Raw genomic sequence first — 15,679 nt, 5'->3', positions numbered from 1 at the left:
GGGCGCCCCGCGAGAGGCGCACGGCGAAGATCACCCTACTCGTCGACGGCGGAAGATCAAGGCAGCCGCCACGGGTACGCCGAAGGGCGACCACCCGGATGGGTGATCGCCCTTCGGTACGGGCGCCTGACGCGCCCGAGGGGAGTCCGCGGACCCCCGGGGTGTTACTTGACCTCGACGGAGGCGCCGGCGCCCTTGAGGGACTCGGCGGCCTTCTCGGCGGCGTCCTTGGCGACCTTCTCGAGGACGGGCTTCGGGGCGCCGTCGACGAGGTCCTTGGCCTCCTTGAGACCCAGCGAGGTCAGCTCACGCACGACCTTGATGACCTGGATCTTCTTGTCGCCGGCACCGGTGAGGATGACGTCGAACTCGTCCTGCTCGGCCTCGGCCTCGGCCGGGGCGCCGCCCTGGGCGGGACCGGCGACGGCGACGGCCGCGGCGGCGGTGACGTCGAACTTCTCCTCGAAGGCCTTCACGAACTCGGAGAGCTCGATGAGGGTCAGCTCTTCGAACTGCGCGAGCAGCTCTTCCTGGGACAGCTTCGCCATGACAGGCGTCCTTCCACTATTCGGCAGGTGCCGGATGTATGTGTCTGCGGGCGTACGTGGAGCCCGCTGGACCGCTGAGCGAAATTACTCGGCGGCCTCGGCGGGAGCCGGCGTACCGGCACCGCCCTGCTCTTCCTTCTTGGCGCGAAGAGCTTCCGCGGTGCGGACGAACTTGGAGGGCAGGGCCTGGAAGACCTGCGCCGCCTGCGTCTGCTTGCCCTTGAAAGCACCGGCCAGCTTGGAGAGCAGAACCTCGCGGGACTCGAGGTCCGCAAGCTTCTTGATCTCATCGGCGGACAGCGCCTTACCGTCAAGGACACCGCCCTTGATGATGAGGTTGGGGTTGTCCTTGGCGAAGTCACGAAGACCCTTCGCCGACTCCACCGGGTCACCGGTGACGAAGGCAACCGCCGTCGGACCCGAGAACAGGTCGTCCAGCGTGTCGATCCCGGCCTCGTTGGCCGCAATCTTGGTCAGCGTGTTCTTCACCACGGCGTACTGGGCGTTCTCACCGAGCGAACGGCGCAGCTCCTTGAGCTGTGCCACGGTGAGACCCCGGTACTCGGTCAGCACGGCGGCGTTCGAGCTGCGGAACTGGTCCGTCAGCTCGGCTACCGCGGCAGCCTTGTCGGGCCTTGCCATGAGCGTCGGCCTCCTTCCGGGTGATGAGGACCGCTCAGAAGGGGCCGGGAAAGACGAAACGCCCCAGCACAAGTGCCAGGGCGCGGCTCGACCGGACACAAGTCCGGGAGCAGATCCACAGTCACCTGCGCAGGTCGTCCGATCTAGCGGAACCTTCGGTCACCGTCCCTCTGACGAGAGCACAGCGACGACCAGCGGTCTTTGGCTTCTTCTGGAGAGTACGCGACCAGGGGCGCGCCGGGCAAATCCGGCGGCGCCCACCCCGGTGCGGGAGGTTTAGGCGGAGGTCAGGAGGGCTCGGCCATCCGCTGTTCCAGGATCTCCCTGAAGTCGGCGGTGTCGGCGGCCGGAGGCTTCTGCACGGAGACGTCCGTGCCGTAGTCGCTGTAGAACACCGTCGAGTTGAAGGCTCCGGCCGCGCTCTGCCCGCGCTCGGTCTTCTTCACGAGCAGGTCGTCCTCGCCGACCCAGATGTCGACGGTCTGGGTGGTGACGCCGGCCGCGGAGAGCTGCTCCTTGAGGGCGGCGAGCTGCCCGGCGTCCAGGGCGCTGTTCCGCCCGGTCAGCTCCGCCACGTCCACGGTGCCGGAGTAGCGCGTCGCCGGGACGCCCCGTACGTCCTCCTGACCGGCCTTCCTGAGGTCCCCCGAGGCCAGCAGAGCCCTCACGCCCTGGTCGGGGGTGCTGTTCTGCACCTGCTCCTTCAGGACGTCGCCCGCGGGGCCGCCGAGCTCCGCGAGGTCCTTGTAGGCGTACCGGATCCAGTGCTTGCCGCCGACGGTCGCCGCGAAGGCGTTGCCCATGTTGGCGTAGAACTCGTCCTTGAAATAGCGCGCCCGGACCGAACCGTCGCCGCCGCCCTGCTCAAGGGCCTTGGCCATGGTGCCGCCGGTGTACGTGAGGGTGAGGGAGCCGGAGAGGCCGTCGGCCCAGCCGATGGTCCCCGTCTGTTTCATGGAGACGGCGTCGCCCATCTCCGTGGTGCCCTCGATCCGGGCCGACCGTGCGGTGCCCGTCTTCTTCCGGATCTGCTGGAGCGCCGCGACGGAGGAGGTCTCCACCGTGTCCCCGGCCGGCTTCCGCGCCGTATCCGGGTCGCCGCCTCCGCCGGTGCAGGCCGCCACCGACAGCAGGGCCGCCGCGACGGCCCCCGTACCCATGCGTCGTCGTAACGTGCTCGTGCTCATCCGGCCGCTCCGCCCCTCGTCGTGTCCCCCGTGGATTATCCCTTCCGGATACGAGGACGGGCCCCGCACCTCGAAAGGTTGCGGGGCCCGTCCACACAGTGCACGCGTACGACGCGGCTACCGGGTGAGCACGGTGGCTCAGACGGCGGCCGGGTCCTCCTCGACGAGGAGGTTGCGGGTGCGGTTGGCGTCCAGCGGGATGCCGGGGCCCATCGTGGTGGCCAGCGTGGCCTTCTTGATGTAGCGGCCCTTGGCGGCGGACGGCTTCAGACGGAGGATCTCGTCAAGCGCCGCTGCGTAGTTCTCCACCAGCTTGGTCTCGTCGAAGGAGACCTTGCCGATGATGAAGTGCAGGTTCGAGTGCTTGTCGACGCGGAACTCGATCTTGCCGCCCTTGATGTCGTTGACAGCCTTCACGACGTCGGGGGTGACGGTGCCGGTCTTCGGGTTCGGCATCAGACCACGCGGACCGAGCACGCGGCCCAGGCGGCCGACCTTGCCCATGAGGTCCGGGGTGGCGACGACGGCGTCGAAGTCCAGACGGCCCTTCGCCACCTCGTCGATGAGCTCGTCGGCGCCGACGATGTCGGCTCCGGCGGCTTCCGCTGCCGCAGCACGGTCACCGGTCGCGAAGACCAGGACCCGGGCGGTCTTGCCGGTGCCGTGCGGGAGGTTCACGGTGCCGCGGACCATCTGGTCGGCCTTGCGCGGGTCGACACCCAGGCAGAAGGCGACCTCGACGGTGCCGTCGAACTTCGTGGAGGCGGTGTCCTTGGCGACACGGACGGCCTCGAGCGGGGCGTAGTTGCGCTCCCGGTCGATCTTGGCGTCCGCAGCGCGGAGGTTCTTGCTGCGCTTCACTTCTACTCCTGTGGTTTCAGAGTGTGGAGTCGTGGTGCGGACCAGCGCTTGGTCCTACCACTGGGGGCTACGGGGCTGAATCAGCCTTCGACCGTGATGCCCATGGAACGGGCGGTGCCGGCGATGATCTTCGACGCGGCGTCGAGGTCATTGGCGTTCAGGTCGGGGAGCTTCGTCGTGGCGATCTCGCGGACCTGGGCAGCCGTCAGCTTGGCGACCTTGGTCTTGTGCGGCTCGCCGGAGCCCTTGTCCACACCCGCGGCCTTGAGGATCAGCTTGGCGGCCGGCGGAGTCTTGGTGATGAAGGTGAAGGAGCGGTCCTCGTAGACCGTGATCTCCACCGGCACGACCATGCCACGCTGCGACTCGGTCGCGGCGTTGTAGGCCTTGCAGAACTCCATGATGTTGACGCCGTGCTGACCGAGCGCGGGGCCGACCGGCGGGGCCGGGTTCGCCGCACCGGCGTTGATCTGGAGCTTGATAAGCCCCGTGACCTTCTTCTTCTTGGGAGGCATTGCTCTCTCCGGGTCCTATGAGAGTGTTTCGCCGCCGATTCCGGTCATCCGGATGGAGGCATACCGCACAACGATAACGGGTATAGCTGTGCGACCAAAAACCCAGCAGGTCAGAGCGGCCGCGAAGCCCCTCTGACCTGCTGGGTAGGCATGTGTCCAGAAACCGGCGGGAAGCGCTAGTTCTTCTGGATCTGGTCGAAGCTGAGCTCGACCGGGGTCTCGCGGCCGAAGATCTCGACGAGGCCCTTGACCTTCTTCGAGTCGGCGTTGATCTCGTTGATCGTGGCCTGGAGCGTGGCGAACGGGCCGTCGGTGACGGTGACCGAGTCGCCCACCTCGAAGTCCAGCACCTGGACCTCGACCTTGCGGGACGGAGCCGGCTTGCCCTCGGCCTCGGCGGCCTCGCGGGCGGCCTTCTCCTCGGCCTCCGGGGCGAGCATCTTGACGATCTCGTCCAGGGTCAGCGGGTACGGGTCGTAGGCGTTGCCCACGAAGCCGGTGACGCCCGGCGTGTTCCGCACGACGCCCCAGGACTCGTTCGTCAGGTCCATGCGCACCAGCACATAGCCGGGGAGCTTGTTCTGCCGGACGTTCTTGCGCTCGCCGTTCTTGATCTGGACGATTTCCTCTTCAGGCACCTCGGCCTGATAGATGAACTCCTCCACGTTGAGGGAGACGGCGCGCTGCTCCAGGTTGGCCTTCACGCGCTTCTCGTATCCGGCGTACGTGTGGATGACGTACCACTCGCCGGGGAGGCCGCGGAGCTCCTCGCGCAGGGCGGTGACGGGGTCGACGGGTGCGGCCGGCTCGGCCTCTTCCTCGTCGGCGCTCTCGTCGTCGGCATCGACGGCTTCCGCCGCCTCGGCGACCTCGGCGTCTTCGTCGGCCTCGATCGTCTCGTCGGCGACGGCGTCCACAGCGGCCTCGGTGGCCTCGGCCTGATCGGCCTTCTCGGAATCAGCAGCCTCAACGATGCCGAGCTCGTCCTTGGCGGACTCGAAGGCGCCAGCCTCGGGCTCGACGGCGTCGTTCAGGTTCGGGTCAGACACGATGGCTGCTTCTTCCTGGATACAAAGGGGTGGAACATGCGGTGGGGGCGCCGGTCCGACGCCTTCCGCCGGCTCAGCCGAAGACGTACTTGATGACCCGCGCGAACCCCATGTCAAGAACGGTAACAAGACCAATCATGACAACGACGAACACGATCACCACGCTGGTGTATGTCGTCAGCTGGCTGCGAGTCGGCCAGACGACCTTACGGAGTTCGGCGACGATCTGGCGGTAGAACAGCGCGAGACGGCCCAGAGGGCCCTTCTTGCCGCGCTTGCCGCCCTTCCGAGTCTTCTTGCTGGACTCGGGGGATTCATCCTCAGCATCAGGCATGTCGATGGAGCCCACGGCGTCCGTCACGCTTCTCACCTGATTCCGGGTCGTGGCCGTGCCGCGCCCGGTGGAGCCGCACGGCTGTGCAATGAAGTACGTACATGCGCACACATCCTGGCGAAGGAGTGTGTAGCAGGGCCGGAGGGACTTGAACCCCCAACCGCTGGTTTTGGAGACCAGTGCTCTACCAATTGAGCTACGACCCTTTGTGGTTTCCACCAACCTACCGCATCTTTCCCGGTGCCCGGGTGTGGAGACGGTGCGGCTGCTGAAGGCCAACGACAGGTGAGTGTACGTGCTCAGGGGCGCTGCGTCGAACAGACAACTACCGACCGGTCCTGTCCGGTTCCCGTACGGCTCCTGTCCGGTCCCTGAAACCCGTGTGCCGACGGGTTTTCCGGTCTGGGAGCATGGGCCCCATGAGCGCTGCAACTTCTCCGTCCGAGCGCAGGGTTTCCGCCCGCGTCGGTGCGATCTCCGAGTCCGCGACCCTCGCCGTCGACGCCAAGGCCAAGGCCCTCAAGGCCGCTGGGCGCCCGGTGATCGGCTTCGGTGCCGGCGAACCCGACTTCCCGACCCCCGGCTACATCGTCGACGCCGCGGTCGAGGCCTGCCGCAACCCGAAGTACCACCGCTACACCCCGGCCGGCGGGCTCCCCGAGCTCAAGGCCGCCATCGCAGAGAAGACCCTGCGGGACTCCGGTTACGAGGTCGACGCCAGCCAGATCCTGGTGACCAACGGCGGTAAGCAGGCCATCTACGAGGCCTTCGCCGCGATCCTCGACCCGGGCGACGAGGTCATCGTCCCCGCCCCGTACTGGACCACCTACCCCGAGTCGATCCGGCTCGCCGGCGGTGTCCCGGTCGAGGTGGTCGCCGACGAGACCACCGGCTACCGGGTCTCCGTGGAGCAGCTGGAGGCCGCGCGCACCGAGCGGACCAAGGTCGTCCTCTTCGTCTCGCCGTCCAACCCGACCGGCGCCGTCTACAGCGAGGCCGACGCCGAGGCGATCGGGCGCTGGGCCGTGGAGCACGGGCTGTGGGTCATGACCGACGAGATCTACGAGCACCTCGTCTACGGCGACGCGACGTTCACCTCGCTCCCGGCGATCGTGCCCGAGCTGCGCGACAAGTGCATCGTCGTCAACGGCATCGCCAAGACGTACGCGATGACCGGCTGGCGGGTCGGCTGGATCATCGGCCCCAGGGACGTCGTCAAGGCCGCGACCAACCTCCAGTCGCACGCCACCTCCAACGTCTCCAACGTGGCCCAGGTCGCCGCGCTGGCCGCGGTCTCCGGCCCGCTGGACGCCGTCGCGGAGATGCGCACCGCCTTCGACCGCCGCCGCAACCTGATCGTGCGGATGCTCAACGAGATCGACGGCGTGCTCTGCCCGGAGCCCGAGGGCGCGTTCTACGCCTACCCGTCGGTGAAGGGCCTGCTCGGCAAGGAGATCCGCGGCAAGCGTCCGGCCGACTCGGTGGAGCTCGCGGCCCTCATCCTGGACGAGGCCGAGGTCGCCGTGGTCCCGGGTGAGGCCTTCGGCACCCCCGGCTACCTCCGCCTCTCCTACGCCCTGGGCGACGACGACCTCATCGAGGGCGTCTCCCGGCTCCAGAAGCTGCTGGGCGAGGCCAAGGCCTGACCAGCCCGCGAATTGTGCCCCCGGCCGTCTCGGCCGGGGGCTCTTTTCGTCTCGGCCCACTCCAAAGAGGAAAGCGGCTTCCGCTCCGGCCCGCCCGTGCGGCAGGATCTTCGAATGGAGCGTGATGTACGTCTGTTGCCCAAGGCCCACCTGCACCTGCACTTCACCGGGTCGATGCGGCCCACCACCCTGCTCGAACTCGCCGACAAGTACGGGGTCCACCTCCCCGACGCGCTGACCGGCGGCGAGCCGCCCAAGCTGCGGGCGACCGACGAGCGCGGCTGGTTCCGCTTCCAACGGCTCTACGACATCGCCCGGTCCTGCCTGCGGTCCCCCGAGGACATCCACCGCCTGGTCCGCGAGAGCGCCCAGGAGGACGTCGCGGACGGCTCCGGGTGGCTGGAGATCCAGGTCGATCCCACCTCGTACGCCCCGCTGCTCGGCGGACTGATCCCGGCGATCGAGATCATCCTCGACGCGGTGGACAGCGCCGCCCGGGACACCGGTCTCGGGATGCGTGTGGTGATCGCCGCGAACCGGATGAAGCACCCGCTGGACGCCCGCACGCTGGCGCGGCTGGCCGTGCGGTACGCGGACCGGGGCGTCGTCGGTTTCGGGCTCTCCAACGACGAGCGGCGCGGGATGGCCCGCGACTTCGACCGGGCCTTCGCCATCGCCCGGGAGGGCGGCCTGCTGGCGGCCCCGCACGGCGGGGAGCTCGCGGGCGCCTCCAGCGTGCGTGACTGCCTGGACGACCTGGACGCCTCGCGCATCGGCCACGGTGTGCGGGCCGCCGAGGACCCCCGGCTGCTGGAGCGGCTGGCCGAGCGCCAGGTGACCTGTGAGGTGTGCCCGTCCTCCAATGTGGCGCTCGGCGTCTACGAGAAGGCCGCGGACGTCCCCTTGCGCACTCTGTTCGACGCGGGGGTGCCGATGGCGCTGGGCGCGGACGACCCGCTGCTGTTCGGGTCGCGGCTGGCCGCCCAGTACGAGCTGGTACGCCGCGACCACGGGTTCACCGACGCGGAGCTGGCCGAGCTGGCCCGGCAGTCGGTGCGCGGATCGGCCGCGCCCGTCGACGTACGGGACAAGCTGCTGTCGGGGATCGACGACTGGCTGGCTAGCTGATTCCGGCGAGCAGGGTGCGGGCGAGGGAGGCGGCGAACTCCTCCAGCGGCTGCGGGGGCGTTCCGCCGGGGAGCGCGTCGTAGGCGAAGGCCCGCTGGGCGCAGGCGCCGAGCAGGAGTGAAGCGGCGGCATAGGTGTCGGCACCTGCGTGCACCCGGCCCGCGCGCTGTTCGGCGCGCAGGTAGGCGTCCAGTCCCTGGATCGGCGTGTGGGGTCCGGTCCCGAGCTCGCGCAGGCCCTCCTCGTGGCGGTGCTTGAGCTGCGGTTCGGCGTACAGGGAGGCGGCCATGGGGAACGTCTGCGCGTAGAAGAGCGCGGCCTGCCGGGCGACCTCGGTGAGGTTGGCCTCGACGCTGCCCTCCCCCGCGACCAGGTCGCCGAGCAGCCCGCCGAGCTTCGGCAGCCGCTCCTTGAGGACGGTCACGAAGAGCTCTTCCTTGCTGGGGAAGTATTTGTACAGCGCCGCCTCCGAGCAGCCGGCCGCCCGTGCGATCTCCTTGGTGGTGGTCCGGGCGAGACCGATGGAGCCCATCAGCTCGTGGGCGGCGTCGACGATGCGGACGCGGGCCGGCTTCGGCTCCATGCGTGCTCCTGTACGGCTTGGCGAGGGGATATCAGCCACTCACCCTAGAGGTGAGTGAACACTTACCCACCCGAGGAGGGCCCATGCGGCTCACGGTGTTCGGAGCGACCGGGGGCGTCGGCCGGGAGGCCGTGGGCCAGGCTCTCGCGGTGGGGCACGAGGTGACGGCCGTGGTCGGCTACACCGCGAGGCTCCCGGAGCCCGTCGACGCATCTCGCGAGCCGACGTGACGCACGCGACGCTGGGGCTGATCGATGATCCGGCGGCGGCGCGGAAGGGGGTGGGCGTCGCCTACTGAGTGTCGTTACGTGTCCCTGTGGGCGACGCTCGAACGGCTGTAGGGAGACGCGAGCGCCTGTAGGACGACGCCAGCGGGTGGTAGAGAGCCACGCGTGCGCCTACGCGAACACGCATGCGCCTGTAGAGCCACGCGTAGACCTACAGGGATACGCCGACCGTCACCGGCTCGTTGACCAGGGTGACGCCGAAGGCCGCATGGACCCCGGCGACGACCTCACGGGCCAGCGCGAGGAGGTCCTCGGTGGTGGCCTCGCCTCGGTTGGTGAGGGCGAGGGTGTGCTTGGTGGAGATCCGGGCCGGACCGCTGCCGTACCCCTTGGTGAAGCCGGCCCGGTCGATCAGCCAGGCCGCCGAGGTCTTGGTGCGGCCGTCCCCGGCGGGGAACGCCGGGGGTGCCACGTCCGGGCCGAGGCGCTCGTGGACCCGGGCCAGGAAGTCCTGGAACGCGGCCGCGTCGAGGATCGGGTTGGTGAAGAAGGAGCCCGCGGACCAGGTGTCGTGGTCGTCCGGGTCCAGCACCATGCCCTTGCCGGCGCGTAGCTTCAGCACGGTCTCCCGGGCGGCGGAGGCGGCGACGCGCTCGCCCTGCTGGACGCCCATGGTCCGGGCCGTCTCCGGATAGGCGAGGGGCGCGGAGAGCCCGCCCGCCTCCTCCAGCTCGAACCGGACGCGGAGCACCACGAAACGGTCGGGTTCGGCCTTGAAGCGGCTGTGCCGGTACGAGAAGGAGCACTCCGCGTTCGGAAGGGTCACCGTCTCCCGGGTCTGCCGGTCGTAGGCGACGACCTCCGTGATGGTGGAGGAGACCTCCTGGCCGTACGCTCCGACGTTCTGGATGGGCGTCGCGCCCGCGGAGCCGGGAATTCCGGCCAGGCACTCGATGCCCGCGAGACCCGCATCCACGGTCCGGGCGACGGCATCGGACCAGACCTCACCGGCCGCCAGCTCCAGCGACGTACCGGAGAGCGTGAACCCCTCGGTGGCGATCCGCAGCGCCGTGCCGTCGAAGCCCTTGTCGCCGATGACCAGGTTGGAGCCGCCGCCGATGACCAGCAGCGGGGTCCCGCTCGCGTCGGCCTCGGCCACGGCCGCGACCACCTCGGCGTCGGTGGTGGCCGTCAGGAGCCGGGTGGCGGGGCCGCCGAGCCGGAAGGTGGTCAGGGGGGCGAGGGGGGCATCGTGGAGTTCCTGCACGGGGACAAGAGTACGGTCCGTGGCCCCGCCGCTCGGGCGGGGCCACGGACCGTACGGGTTCCGCTTGGTCCTCAGGCGGCCCGGAGGACGTACAGCTTCCGCGTGACCCTCAACCGGCCCGGAGGACGTACAGCTTCCGCGTGACCCTCAGGCGAGCCGGACGACCGCGCGGGACATGCCCAGCACCTTCTTGCCGTCGCACACGGCCACCAGGTCCACCCGGACCAGGTTGTCCTCCAGCTTGGCCGCGACCTTGCCGCTGACCTCGATCAGCGCGCCCTTGTCGTCGTTGGGCACGACGACGGGCTTGGTGAACCGCACCCCGTAGTCGACGACCGCGCCCGGATCCCCGGCCCAGTCGGTGACCACGCGGATCGCCTCGGCCATCGTGAACATGCCGTGCGCGATCACATCCGGCAGCCCGACCTCCAGCGCGAACTTCTCGTTCCAGTGGATCGGGTTGAAGTCGCCCGACGCACCGGCGTACCGCACGAGCGTCGCCCGCGTCACCGGGAACGACTGCGCGGGCAGCTCCGTACCGACCTCGACCTCGTCGAAAGAGACCTTCGCCGTCATCACGCCTCCTCGGCGGCGCGCGCCACCAGCTTCGTGAGCGCCGTGACGACCAGCTCACCGGCCTCGTCGTGCACGTCTCCGCGGATGTCCACGATGTCGTTGCCCGCCAGGGACTTGATGGTCTCGATCGTGGAGGTCACCGTCAGCCGGTCCCCCGCCCGTACCGGACGCACGTAGGAGAACTTCTGGTCGCCGTGGACGACCCGGCTGTAGTCCAGCCCCAGCTGCGGGTCCTGCACCACCTCGCCGGCGGCCCGGTAGGTGATGGAGAAGACAAAGGTGGGCGGCGCGATCACATCGGGGTGGCCGAGCGCCCGGGCCGCCTCCGCATCGACGTACGCCGGATGGGTGTCACCCACCGCCTCGGCGAACTCGCGGATCTTCTCCCGGCCTACCTCGTACGCCGGGGTGGGCGGATACGTCCGGCCCACGAAGGACTGGTCGAGCGCCATGAGCTCGCTACCTCCTGCTGGAAATGACGAATAAGGGCACGCCCCTGCGCGGGGGACCACCCCGGACAACGACACGAGGCCGCCCCCAGAGGGGACGGCCTCGTGTACGAGCCTGATTCAGCGCGTTTCGCGGTGCGCGGTGTGCGAGTTGCAGCGCGGGCAGTGCTTCTTCATCTCAAGACGGTCCGGGTTGTTACGCCGGTTCTTCTTGGTGATGTAGTTCCGCTCCTTGCACTCCACGCAGGCCAGCGTGATCTTCGGGCGGACGTCGGTGGCAGCCACGTGAGTGCTCCTTGGACGGACGATGGACGGATGAACGCATAAAAGAGTAGCCGATCGAAGGACCGACCCAACAATCGGCTACCGTTAGTAGCGGTGACCGGACTTGAACCGGTGACACAGCGATTATGAGCCGCTTGCTCTACCGACTGAGCTACACCGCTTTGATGATGAGTCCCCCCGCCGAAGCGGGGTTTCCCGATCACCAGAGCCCCAATGCGGAATTGAACCGCAGACCTTCTCCTTACCATGGAGACGCTCTACCGACTGAGCTATTGGGGCGAGCGAGGAAGACATTACACGGTCCCCGGCCGATCGCCCAAATCCGTTTCGGCACCCCGCTCCGGCCGTCACTCCGGGTCCGGCCACACCCCCTGATCAGGCCTTGATCCACCCCGCGCCCCCTTCCGGACGGAGCCCTTCCCCTCGCCGATACAGGCGCACCGGTACGACTATTGCGCTCCTCCCGGAAGCCGCCCGCGCACGCCCCTAGGCTCGACCCCACTCCGTGTGATCTTGCACCCCTCCCAGGAGCGCGATGCCCGACAGCCAGCCGCGTCGGTCCGACGACAACGCGCCCGACAGCGCCGAAGCGGCCACCACCGACGGCACCCCTGCCCTCGTCCTGAGCGGCGCCCGCCTGACCGACGGCCGCGCCGTCGACGTACGCCTCAGCGGCAGCCGTATCGAGGCCGTCGGCACCGCCGGCAGCCTCACCACCCGTGGCCCCCGCATCGACCTGCGCGGCTACCTCCTGCTCCCCGCCCCGGCCGAGCCCCACGCCCACGGCGACACCGCCCTCACCGCGGACGGCACCGGACCCGGCAGCCCGGGACCCGCCTCGCACCGCGCCGAGGACATCCAGCGCCGCGCCACCGAGGCCGCCCTGCTCCAGCTCGGCCACGGCGCCACCGCCCTGCGCGCCCACGTGCGGATCGGCGATGTCCAGGGCCTCGCCGCGCTGGAGGCCGTCCTGCAGACCCGGCGGGCCCTGCGCGGCCTCGCCGATCTGACCGCGGTCGCCGTCCCCCGGCTGCTCACCGGTGTCGCCGGTGCCGACAACCTGGCCATGCTCCGCGACGCCGTGAAGATGGGCGCCGCCGTCGTCGGCGGCCGGCCCGACCTGGACCCCGACCCCACCGGCTACACCGCGGCCGTCCTGGAGGTCGCCGCCGAGCACGGCTGCCCCGTCGACCTGCACACCGACGGCGACGACCCGACCCGGCTGGCCCGCCTCGCCGCCATGGCCGGGGGCATGCGCCCCGGCGTCAGCATCGGCCCCTGCGCCGGGCTCGCCCATCTCCCCCTGGAGACCGCGAGCCGCGCCGCCGACCAGCTCGCCGCCGCCGGCATCACCGTCGGCTGCCTCCCGCAGGGCGGCTGCGCCGGCTCCGAGCGCCGCACGACCGCTCCCGTACGCCTCCTACGCTCCGCCGGCGTGCGCGTGGTGGCGGGCAGCGGCGCACTCCGCGACACGGCCAACCCGGTGGGCCGCGGCGACCCGCTCGAAGCGGCGTACCTCCTCGCCTCGCAGCACGGCCTGCGCGCCGAACACGCCTACGCCATGGTCTCCACGACCGCCCGTGCCGCCCTCGGGCTGCCCGACATCCGCGTGGAGGCGGGCTTCCCCGCGGAACTCCTCGCCGTACGCGGCGAACGGCTCTCCTCCGTGCTCTCCCTCGCCTACAGCCGGATCGTCGTCCACCGCGGCCGGGTCGTCGCCCGCACCAGCGCCGTACGCGAATACTGCGACTCCGACCCCGACGCGGCCGCCGGCCCCGACTTCCCGCGCCAGGGACGACCCGAATCCGGTGCCGGGCCCAAGAGCTGAGCACGGGGCGGCCGCCGGGCGTACGGTCGGAGGTATGCGCATTGTCATCGCAGGTGGACACGGACAGATCGCACTGCGGCTGGAACGGCTGCTCGCCGCTCGCGGCGATGAGGCCGTAGGGATCATCCGTAACCCCCAACAGAGCCAGGACCTCACCGACATCGGCGCCGAACCCGCCGTGCTGGACCTCGAATCGGCCTCCGTCGAGGAGGCCACCGAGGTGCTGCGCGGGGCCGACGCGGCCGTCTTCGCGGCGGGCGCCGGACCGAACAGCGGCACCACCCGCAAGGACACCGTCGACCGGGGCGCCGCCGTCCTGTTCGCCGACGCGGCCCAAGCGGCGGGCGTACGCCGGTACATCGTCATCTCATCCATGGGCGCCGACCCCGACCACCCCGGCGACGAGGTGTTCGACGTCTACCTGAGGGCGAAGGGCGCGGCGGACGCCGACGTGCGCTCCCGCTCCGCACTCGACTGGACGATCCTGCGCCCCGGGATGCTCACCAACGACGCGGGCAACGGGCAGATCCTGCTCGCCGCGAAGACCGGGCGCGGCCCGATCCCGCGCGACGACGTGGCGGCGACGATCCTGGAGCTGCTGGACACCCCGGCGACGGCGGGCCTGACCCTGGAGGTCATCTCGGGGAACGTGCCGGTCACGGTCTCCGTGAAGGACGTCGCGGGCAACTGACGGAGCGGCCGGAGCGCTGCCGCAGGCTGTGGGAAACGAGGAAGCCCCCGACCAGAAGGACTGGTCGGGGGCTTCGTTCGCGTGGCGGCGCCAGGGTTCGAACCTGGGTAGGCTGAGCCGGCAGATTTACAGTCTGCTCCCTTTGGCCACTCGGGCACACCGCCTCGAACGACGCGTCGGATCTCCACTGGTGAGCTCCTTGGCGACGACGTAAACAATACCTGATGGCCAGGGGTGCTCCGCCACCTCATTGATCAGCAGCCGGAGGGTGCGGCGGTGGCTAGGCTTTGCGCTGTATCCCACGCACATTCGACGCAAGGAGCCACACGTCATGGCCGACTCCAGTTTCGACATCGTCTCGAAGGTCGAGCGGCAGGAGGTCGACAACGCCCTCAACCAGGCCGCCAAGGAGATCTCCCAGCGTTACGACTTCAAGGGCACGGGCGCCTCGATCTCGTGGTCCGGCGAGAAGATCCTGATGGAGGCGAACGGCGAGGAGCGGGTCAAGGCGATCCTCGACATCTTCCAGTCCAAGCTGGTCAAGCGGGGCATCTCGCTGAAGTCGCTGGACGCCGGTGAGCCGCAGCTCTCCGGCAAGGAGTACAAGATCTTCGCCACCATCGAGGAGGGCATCTCCCAGGAGAACGCCAAGAAGGTGGCGAAGGTCATCCGCGACGAGGGCCCGAAGGGCGTCAAGGCGCAGGTCCAGGGTGACGAGCTGCGCGTCAGCTCGAAGAGCCGCGACGACCTCCAGGCCGTACAGACGCTGTTGAAGGACAAGGACCTCGACTTCGCCATCCAGTTCGTGAACTACCGCTGAGGAAACCCCCTGCCCGTGGCACTCCCGCTGGGTGCCGGGTCAGCTTGACGCGCACAACGAGGGCGCAATCGTCGAGGCAGCCTCGATGGTTGCCCTCGTTGTGCCCTCGTCAGGCCCGACGGCGCTGTCGGTGGCGCTCATTACGCTTCCCGCATGGCCACTCATCGCACCAAGGTGCCCCGTCCGTTAGCCCGGCAACTCTTCGTCGAGGTCGGCCACCGGTGCGCGATACCGACGTGTCGCGCGACTCCTCTGGAGATCGCGCACATCGTGCCCTGGCACCGCGTCCAGAGGCACGACTTTCAGAACATGATCGTTCTGTGCCCGAACTGCCACACCCGCTTCGATCGCGGAGACATCGACCGCCAGGCCATGTTCCACTACAAGGAGCTGCTGCGGCTCCCGAACCCCAACCGTGTGGCGCCCGACGACCCTTCCCCCAGAGCCGGTCTCATCCGGGCGTACCGGATGTTCCAGAGCGAGACGATCAGATGGGAAGAGTCCATCTCCCTTCTGGTCTCGGCAGTCTGTCTTTCCTCCTTCGGCTTTCCCACCGGCAATCTGGGGCCCGTCCGCATCGCGGCGTCCGTCGCCCGCGCGGCCACCGACAAGCTGGGCGAACTAGGGGATGAGGACGTCGCCGAGGCGGCGAACAACGTCTTCGACTGGTACCGGTGCTGGGCAAGCGATGTGTTCGACCTCTTGCCTTCCGCCTTCAACGCGACCGAAGACGACTATGAGGACCGACGGGAGGAGAGGTTCATGCTCTTCGCCGATCTCCATGAGGAGGTCTGCGCCGCGCTGGACCTGGACCCCACGGAGCTGGACTTCTTCGAAGCCAGGAGAGACGACCAAGAGCTCCCCAAGGTCTCCCTCGGCACCCGCGGCTTCTGGGAGGCGGACGAGTGACCGTGCCGCAGCCGGGCCTCCCGGCTCCTGGGCCTACCAAGCCCTGAGCGTGATGTCCGAATGCCGCCAGCCGTCGGGCGGCGGACGGGCGCAGACTGGGTTGTGGGCGGGGGATCGAAGAAGCTCGGGGAAGA

18 protein-coding genes, 4 tRNA genes and 1 pseudogene are annotated in these 15,679 nt (G+C 69.3%); 7 read left to right on the top strand and 16 right to left on the bottom strand.

Annotation, left to right across the window (positions count from 1 at the left end):
* Positions 1–164: 164 nt before the first annotated feature.
* The 8 genes from rplL to D6270_RS20535 form a co-directional block, all read right to left on the bottom strand.
* Entirely contained in the window at positions 165–548 is a 384-nt protein-coding gene (gene rplL, locus D6270_RS20570) for a 50S ribosomal protein L7/L12 (protein WP_093693496.1), read from the bottom strand.
* Between the two features lie 84 nt (positions 549–632).
* Positions 633–1,190 (bottom strand): 50S ribosomal protein L10, encoded by a 558-nt coding sequence (rplJ, locus tag D6270_RS20565; RefSeq protein WP_003966997.1) that lies wholly within the window; start codon positions 1,188–1,190, stop codon positions 633–635.
* 287 nt (positions 1,191–1,477) lie between these two features.
* Positions 1,478–2,377: an SCO4651 family lipoprotein gene (locus tag D6270_RS20560; protein WP_109164108.1), complete on the bottom strand. Its 900-nt coding sequence runs from the start codon at positions 2,375–2,377 to the stop codon at positions 1,478–1,480.
* Between the two features lie 138 nt (positions 2,378–2,515).
* On the bottom strand, positions 2,516–3,238 hold the full coding sequence (gene rplA, locus D6270_RS20555; RefSeq protein WP_109164109.1) for a 50S ribosomal protein L1: 723 nt from the start codon (positions 3,236–3,238) through the stop codon (positions 2,516–2,518).
* 80 nt (positions 3,239–3,318) lie between these two features.
* Positions 3,319–3,753, bottom strand: coding sequence for a 50S ribosomal protein L11 (gene rplK / locus D6270_RS20550; protein WP_010058817.1), 435 nt, complete (start codon positions 3,751–3,753; stop codon positions 3,319–3,321).
* Positions 3,754–3,929: 176 nt separating this feature from the next.
* Positions 3,930–4,802, bottom strand: coding sequence for a transcription termination/antitermination protein NusG (gene nusG / locus D6270_RS20545; protein ID WP_109164110.1), 873 nt, complete (start codon positions 4,800–4,802; stop codon positions 3,930–3,932).
* A 73-nt stretch (positions 4,803–4,875) separates the two neighbouring features.
* Positions 4,876–5,163 carry a preprotein translocase subunit SecE gene (gene secE, locus D6270_RS20540; RefSeq protein WP_030561924.1) on the bottom strand — a complete coding sequence of 96 codons (288 nt, stop codon included), beginning with the start codon at positions 5,161–5,163 and terminating at the stop codon, positions 4,876–4,878.
* 106 nt (positions 5,164–5,269) lie between these two features.
* Positions 5,270–5,342: transfer RNA gene (locus tag D6270_RS20535), tRNA-Trp, on the bottom strand.
* Positions 5,343–5,555: 213 nt separating this feature from the next.
* Here D6270_RS20535 and D6270_RS20530 point away from each other — a divergent pair.
* Together D6270_RS20530 and D6270_RS20525 are read left to right on the top strand one after the other, a co-directional pair.
* On the top strand, positions 5,556–6,782 hold the full coding sequence (locus tag D6270_RS20530) for a pyridoxal phosphate-dependent aminotransferase (protein WP_109164111.1): 1,227 nt from the start codon (positions 5,556–5,558) through the stop codon (positions 6,780–6,782).
* A gap of 114 nt (positions 6,783–6,896) precedes the next feature.
* Positions 6,897–7,910: an adenosine deaminase gene (locus D6270_RS20525; protein WP_018510608.1), complete on the top strand. Its 1,014-nt coding sequence runs from the start codon at positions 6,897–6,899 to the stop codon at positions 7,908–7,910.
* On the opposite strand, the gene D6270_RS20520 is transcribed toward D6270_RS20525, so the two are convergent.
* Positions 7,903–8,493: a TetR/AcrR family transcriptional regulator gene (locus tag D6270_RS20520; RefSeq protein WP_109164112.1), complete on the bottom strand. Its 591-nt coding sequence runs from the start codon at positions 8,491–8,493 to the stop codon at positions 7,903–7,905. The two genes, D6270_RS20525 and D6270_RS20520, sit on opposite strands and share 8 nt — an antisense overlap.
* Positions 8,494–8,576: 83 nt before the next feature.
* Between D6270_RS20520 and D6270_RS20515 the strand changes: the two are divergent.
* Positions 8,577–8,687 (top strand): annotated as a pseudogene (locus tag D6270_RS20515) (epimerase); the annotation flags it as partial.
* A 244-nt stretch (positions 8,688–8,931) separates the two neighbouring features.
* Here the strand turns inward: D6270_RS20515 and D6270_RS20510 are convergent.
* From D6270_RS20510 to D6270_RS20485, 6 genes are all read right to left on the bottom strand, one after another.
* Positions 8,932–9,987 (bottom strand): UDP-N-acetylmuramate dehydrogenase, encoded by a 1,056-nt coding sequence (locus D6270_RS20510; RefSeq protein WP_109164113.1) that lies wholly within the window; start codon positions 9,985–9,987, stop codon positions 8,932–8,934.
* Between the two features lie 147 nt (positions 9,988–10,134).
* Positions 10,135–10,563, bottom strand: coding sequence for a MaoC family dehydratase (locus D6270_RS20505; protein ID WP_109164114.1), 429 nt, complete (start codon positions 10,561–10,563; stop codon positions 10,135–10,137).
* Complete coding sequence (locus D6270_RS20500; protein WP_109164115.1) at positions 10,563–11,015, bottom strand: MaoC family dehydratase N-terminal domain-containing protein; 453 nt, start codon at positions 11,013–11,015, stop codon at positions 10,563–10,565. Before D6270_RS20500 ends, D6270_RS20505 begins: the two co-directional genes overlap by 1 nt.
* Before the next feature lie 117 nt (positions 11,016–11,132).
* Entirely contained in the window at positions 11,133–11,297 is a 165-nt protein-coding gene (rpmG, locus tag D6270_RS20495; RefSeq protein WP_003956487.1) for a 50S ribosomal protein L33, read from the bottom strand.
* A gap of 88 nt (positions 11,298–11,385) precedes the next feature.
* Positions 11,386–11,458 (bottom strand) — tRNA-Met (locus D6270_RS20490).
* Positions 11,459–11,503: 45 nt separating this feature from the next.
* Positions 11,504–11,576, bottom strand: a tRNA-Thr gene (locus D6270_RS20485).
* Positions 11,577–11,832: 256 nt separating this feature from the next.
* Between D6270_RS20485 and D6270_RS20480 the strand changes: the two genes are divergently transcribed.
* Both D6270_RS20480 and D6270_RS20475 read left to right on the top strand, forming a co-directional pair.
* Complete coding sequence (locus D6270_RS20480; protein WP_109164116.1) at positions 11,833–13,125, top strand: amidohydrolase family protein; 1,293 nt, start codon at positions 11,833–11,835, stop codon at positions 13,123–13,125.
* A gap of 34 nt (positions 13,126–13,159) precedes the next feature.
* A complete protein-coding gene (locus tag D6270_RS20475) occupies positions 13,160–13,816 on the top strand; it encodes an SDR family oxidoreductase (protein WP_109164117.1) in 657 nt (218 codons plus the stop codon).
* A gap of 82 nt (positions 13,817–13,898) precedes the next feature.
* Here D6270_RS20475 and D6270_RS20470 read toward each other — a convergent pair.
* Positions 13,899–13,980 (bottom strand) — tRNA-Tyr (locus tag D6270_RS20470).
* A 167-nt stretch (positions 13,981–14,147) separates the two neighbouring features.
* Here D6270_RS20470 and D6270_RS20465 point away from each other — a divergent pair.
* Complete coding sequence (locus tag D6270_RS20465; protein WP_109164118.1) at positions 14,148–14,636, top strand: YajQ family cyclic di-GMP-binding protein; 489 nt, start codon at positions 14,148–14,150, stop codon at positions 14,634–14,636.
* A gap of 153 nt (positions 14,637–14,789) precedes the next feature.
* The gene (locus tag D6270_RS20460; RefSeq protein WP_109164119.1) at positions 14,790–15,545 is read left to right on the top strand and encodes an HNH endonuclease; all 756 of its coding nucleotides are present in this window, start codon (positions 14,790–14,792) and stop codon (positions 15,543–15,545) included.
* Positions 15,546–15,679 lie beyond the last annotated feature (134 nt).

It is taken from the genome of Streptomyces griseus subsp. griseus (assembly GCF_003610995.1).
GTDB lineage: Bacteria > Actinomycetota > Actinomycetes > Streptomycetales > Streptomycetaceae > Streptomyces.
The sequence above is the reverse complement of the archived record's forward strand: the minus strand, read 5'-3'. Positions and strand labels throughout refer to the sequence as shown.

Coding starts and splice junctions, on each gene's coding strand:
- rplL (WP_093693496.1), bottom strand. CDS start 548: ATGGCGAAGCTGTCCCAGGAAGAGCTGCTCGCGCAGTTCGAAGAGCTG.
- rplJ (WP_003966997.1), bottom strand. CDS start 1,190: ATGGCAAGGCCCGACAAGGCTGCCGCGGTAGCCGAGCTGACGGACCAG.
- D6270_RS20560 (WP_109164108.1), bottom strand. CDS start 2,377: ATGAGCACGAGCACGTTACGACGACGCATGGGTACGGGGGCCGTCGCG.
- rplK (WP_010058817.1), bottom strand. CDS start 3,753: ATGCCTCCCAAGAAGAAGAAGGTCACGGGGCTTATCAAGCTCCAGATC.
- D6270_RS20530 (WP_109164111.1), top strand. CDS start 5,556: ATGAGCGCTGCAACTTCTCCGTCCGAGCGCAGGGTTTCCGCCCGCGTC.
- D6270_RS20525 (WP_018510608.1), top strand. CDS start 6,897: ATGGAGCGTGATGTACGTCTGTTGCCCAAGGCCCACCTGCACCTGCAC.
- D6270_RS20520 (WP_109164112.1), bottom strand. CDS start 8,493: ATGGAGCCGAAGCCGGCCCGCGTCCGCATCGTCGACGCCGCCCACGAG.
- D6270_RS20505 (WP_109164114.1), bottom strand. CDS start 10,563: ATGACGGCGAAGGTCTCTTTCGACGAGGTCGAGGTCGGTACGGAGCTG.
- D6270_RS20500 (WP_109164115.1), bottom strand. CDS start 11,015: ATGGCGCTCGACCAGTCCTTCGTGGGCCGGACGTATCCGCCCACCCCG.
- D6270_RS20480 (WP_109164116.1), top strand. CDS start 11,833: ATGCCCGACAGCCAGCCGCGTCGGTCCGACGACAACGCGCCCGACAGC.
- D6270_RS20475 (WP_109164117.1), top strand. CDS start 13,160: ATGCGCATTGTCATCGCAGGTGGACACGGACAGATCGCACTGCGGCTG.
- D6270_RS20465 (WP_109164118.1), top strand. CDS start 14,148: ATGGCCGACTCCAGTTTCGACATCGTCTCGAAGGTCGAGCGGCAGGAG.
- D6270_RS20460 (WP_109164119.1), top strand. CDS start 14,790: ATGGCCACTCATCGCACCAAGGTGCCCCGTCCGTTAGCCCGGCAACTC.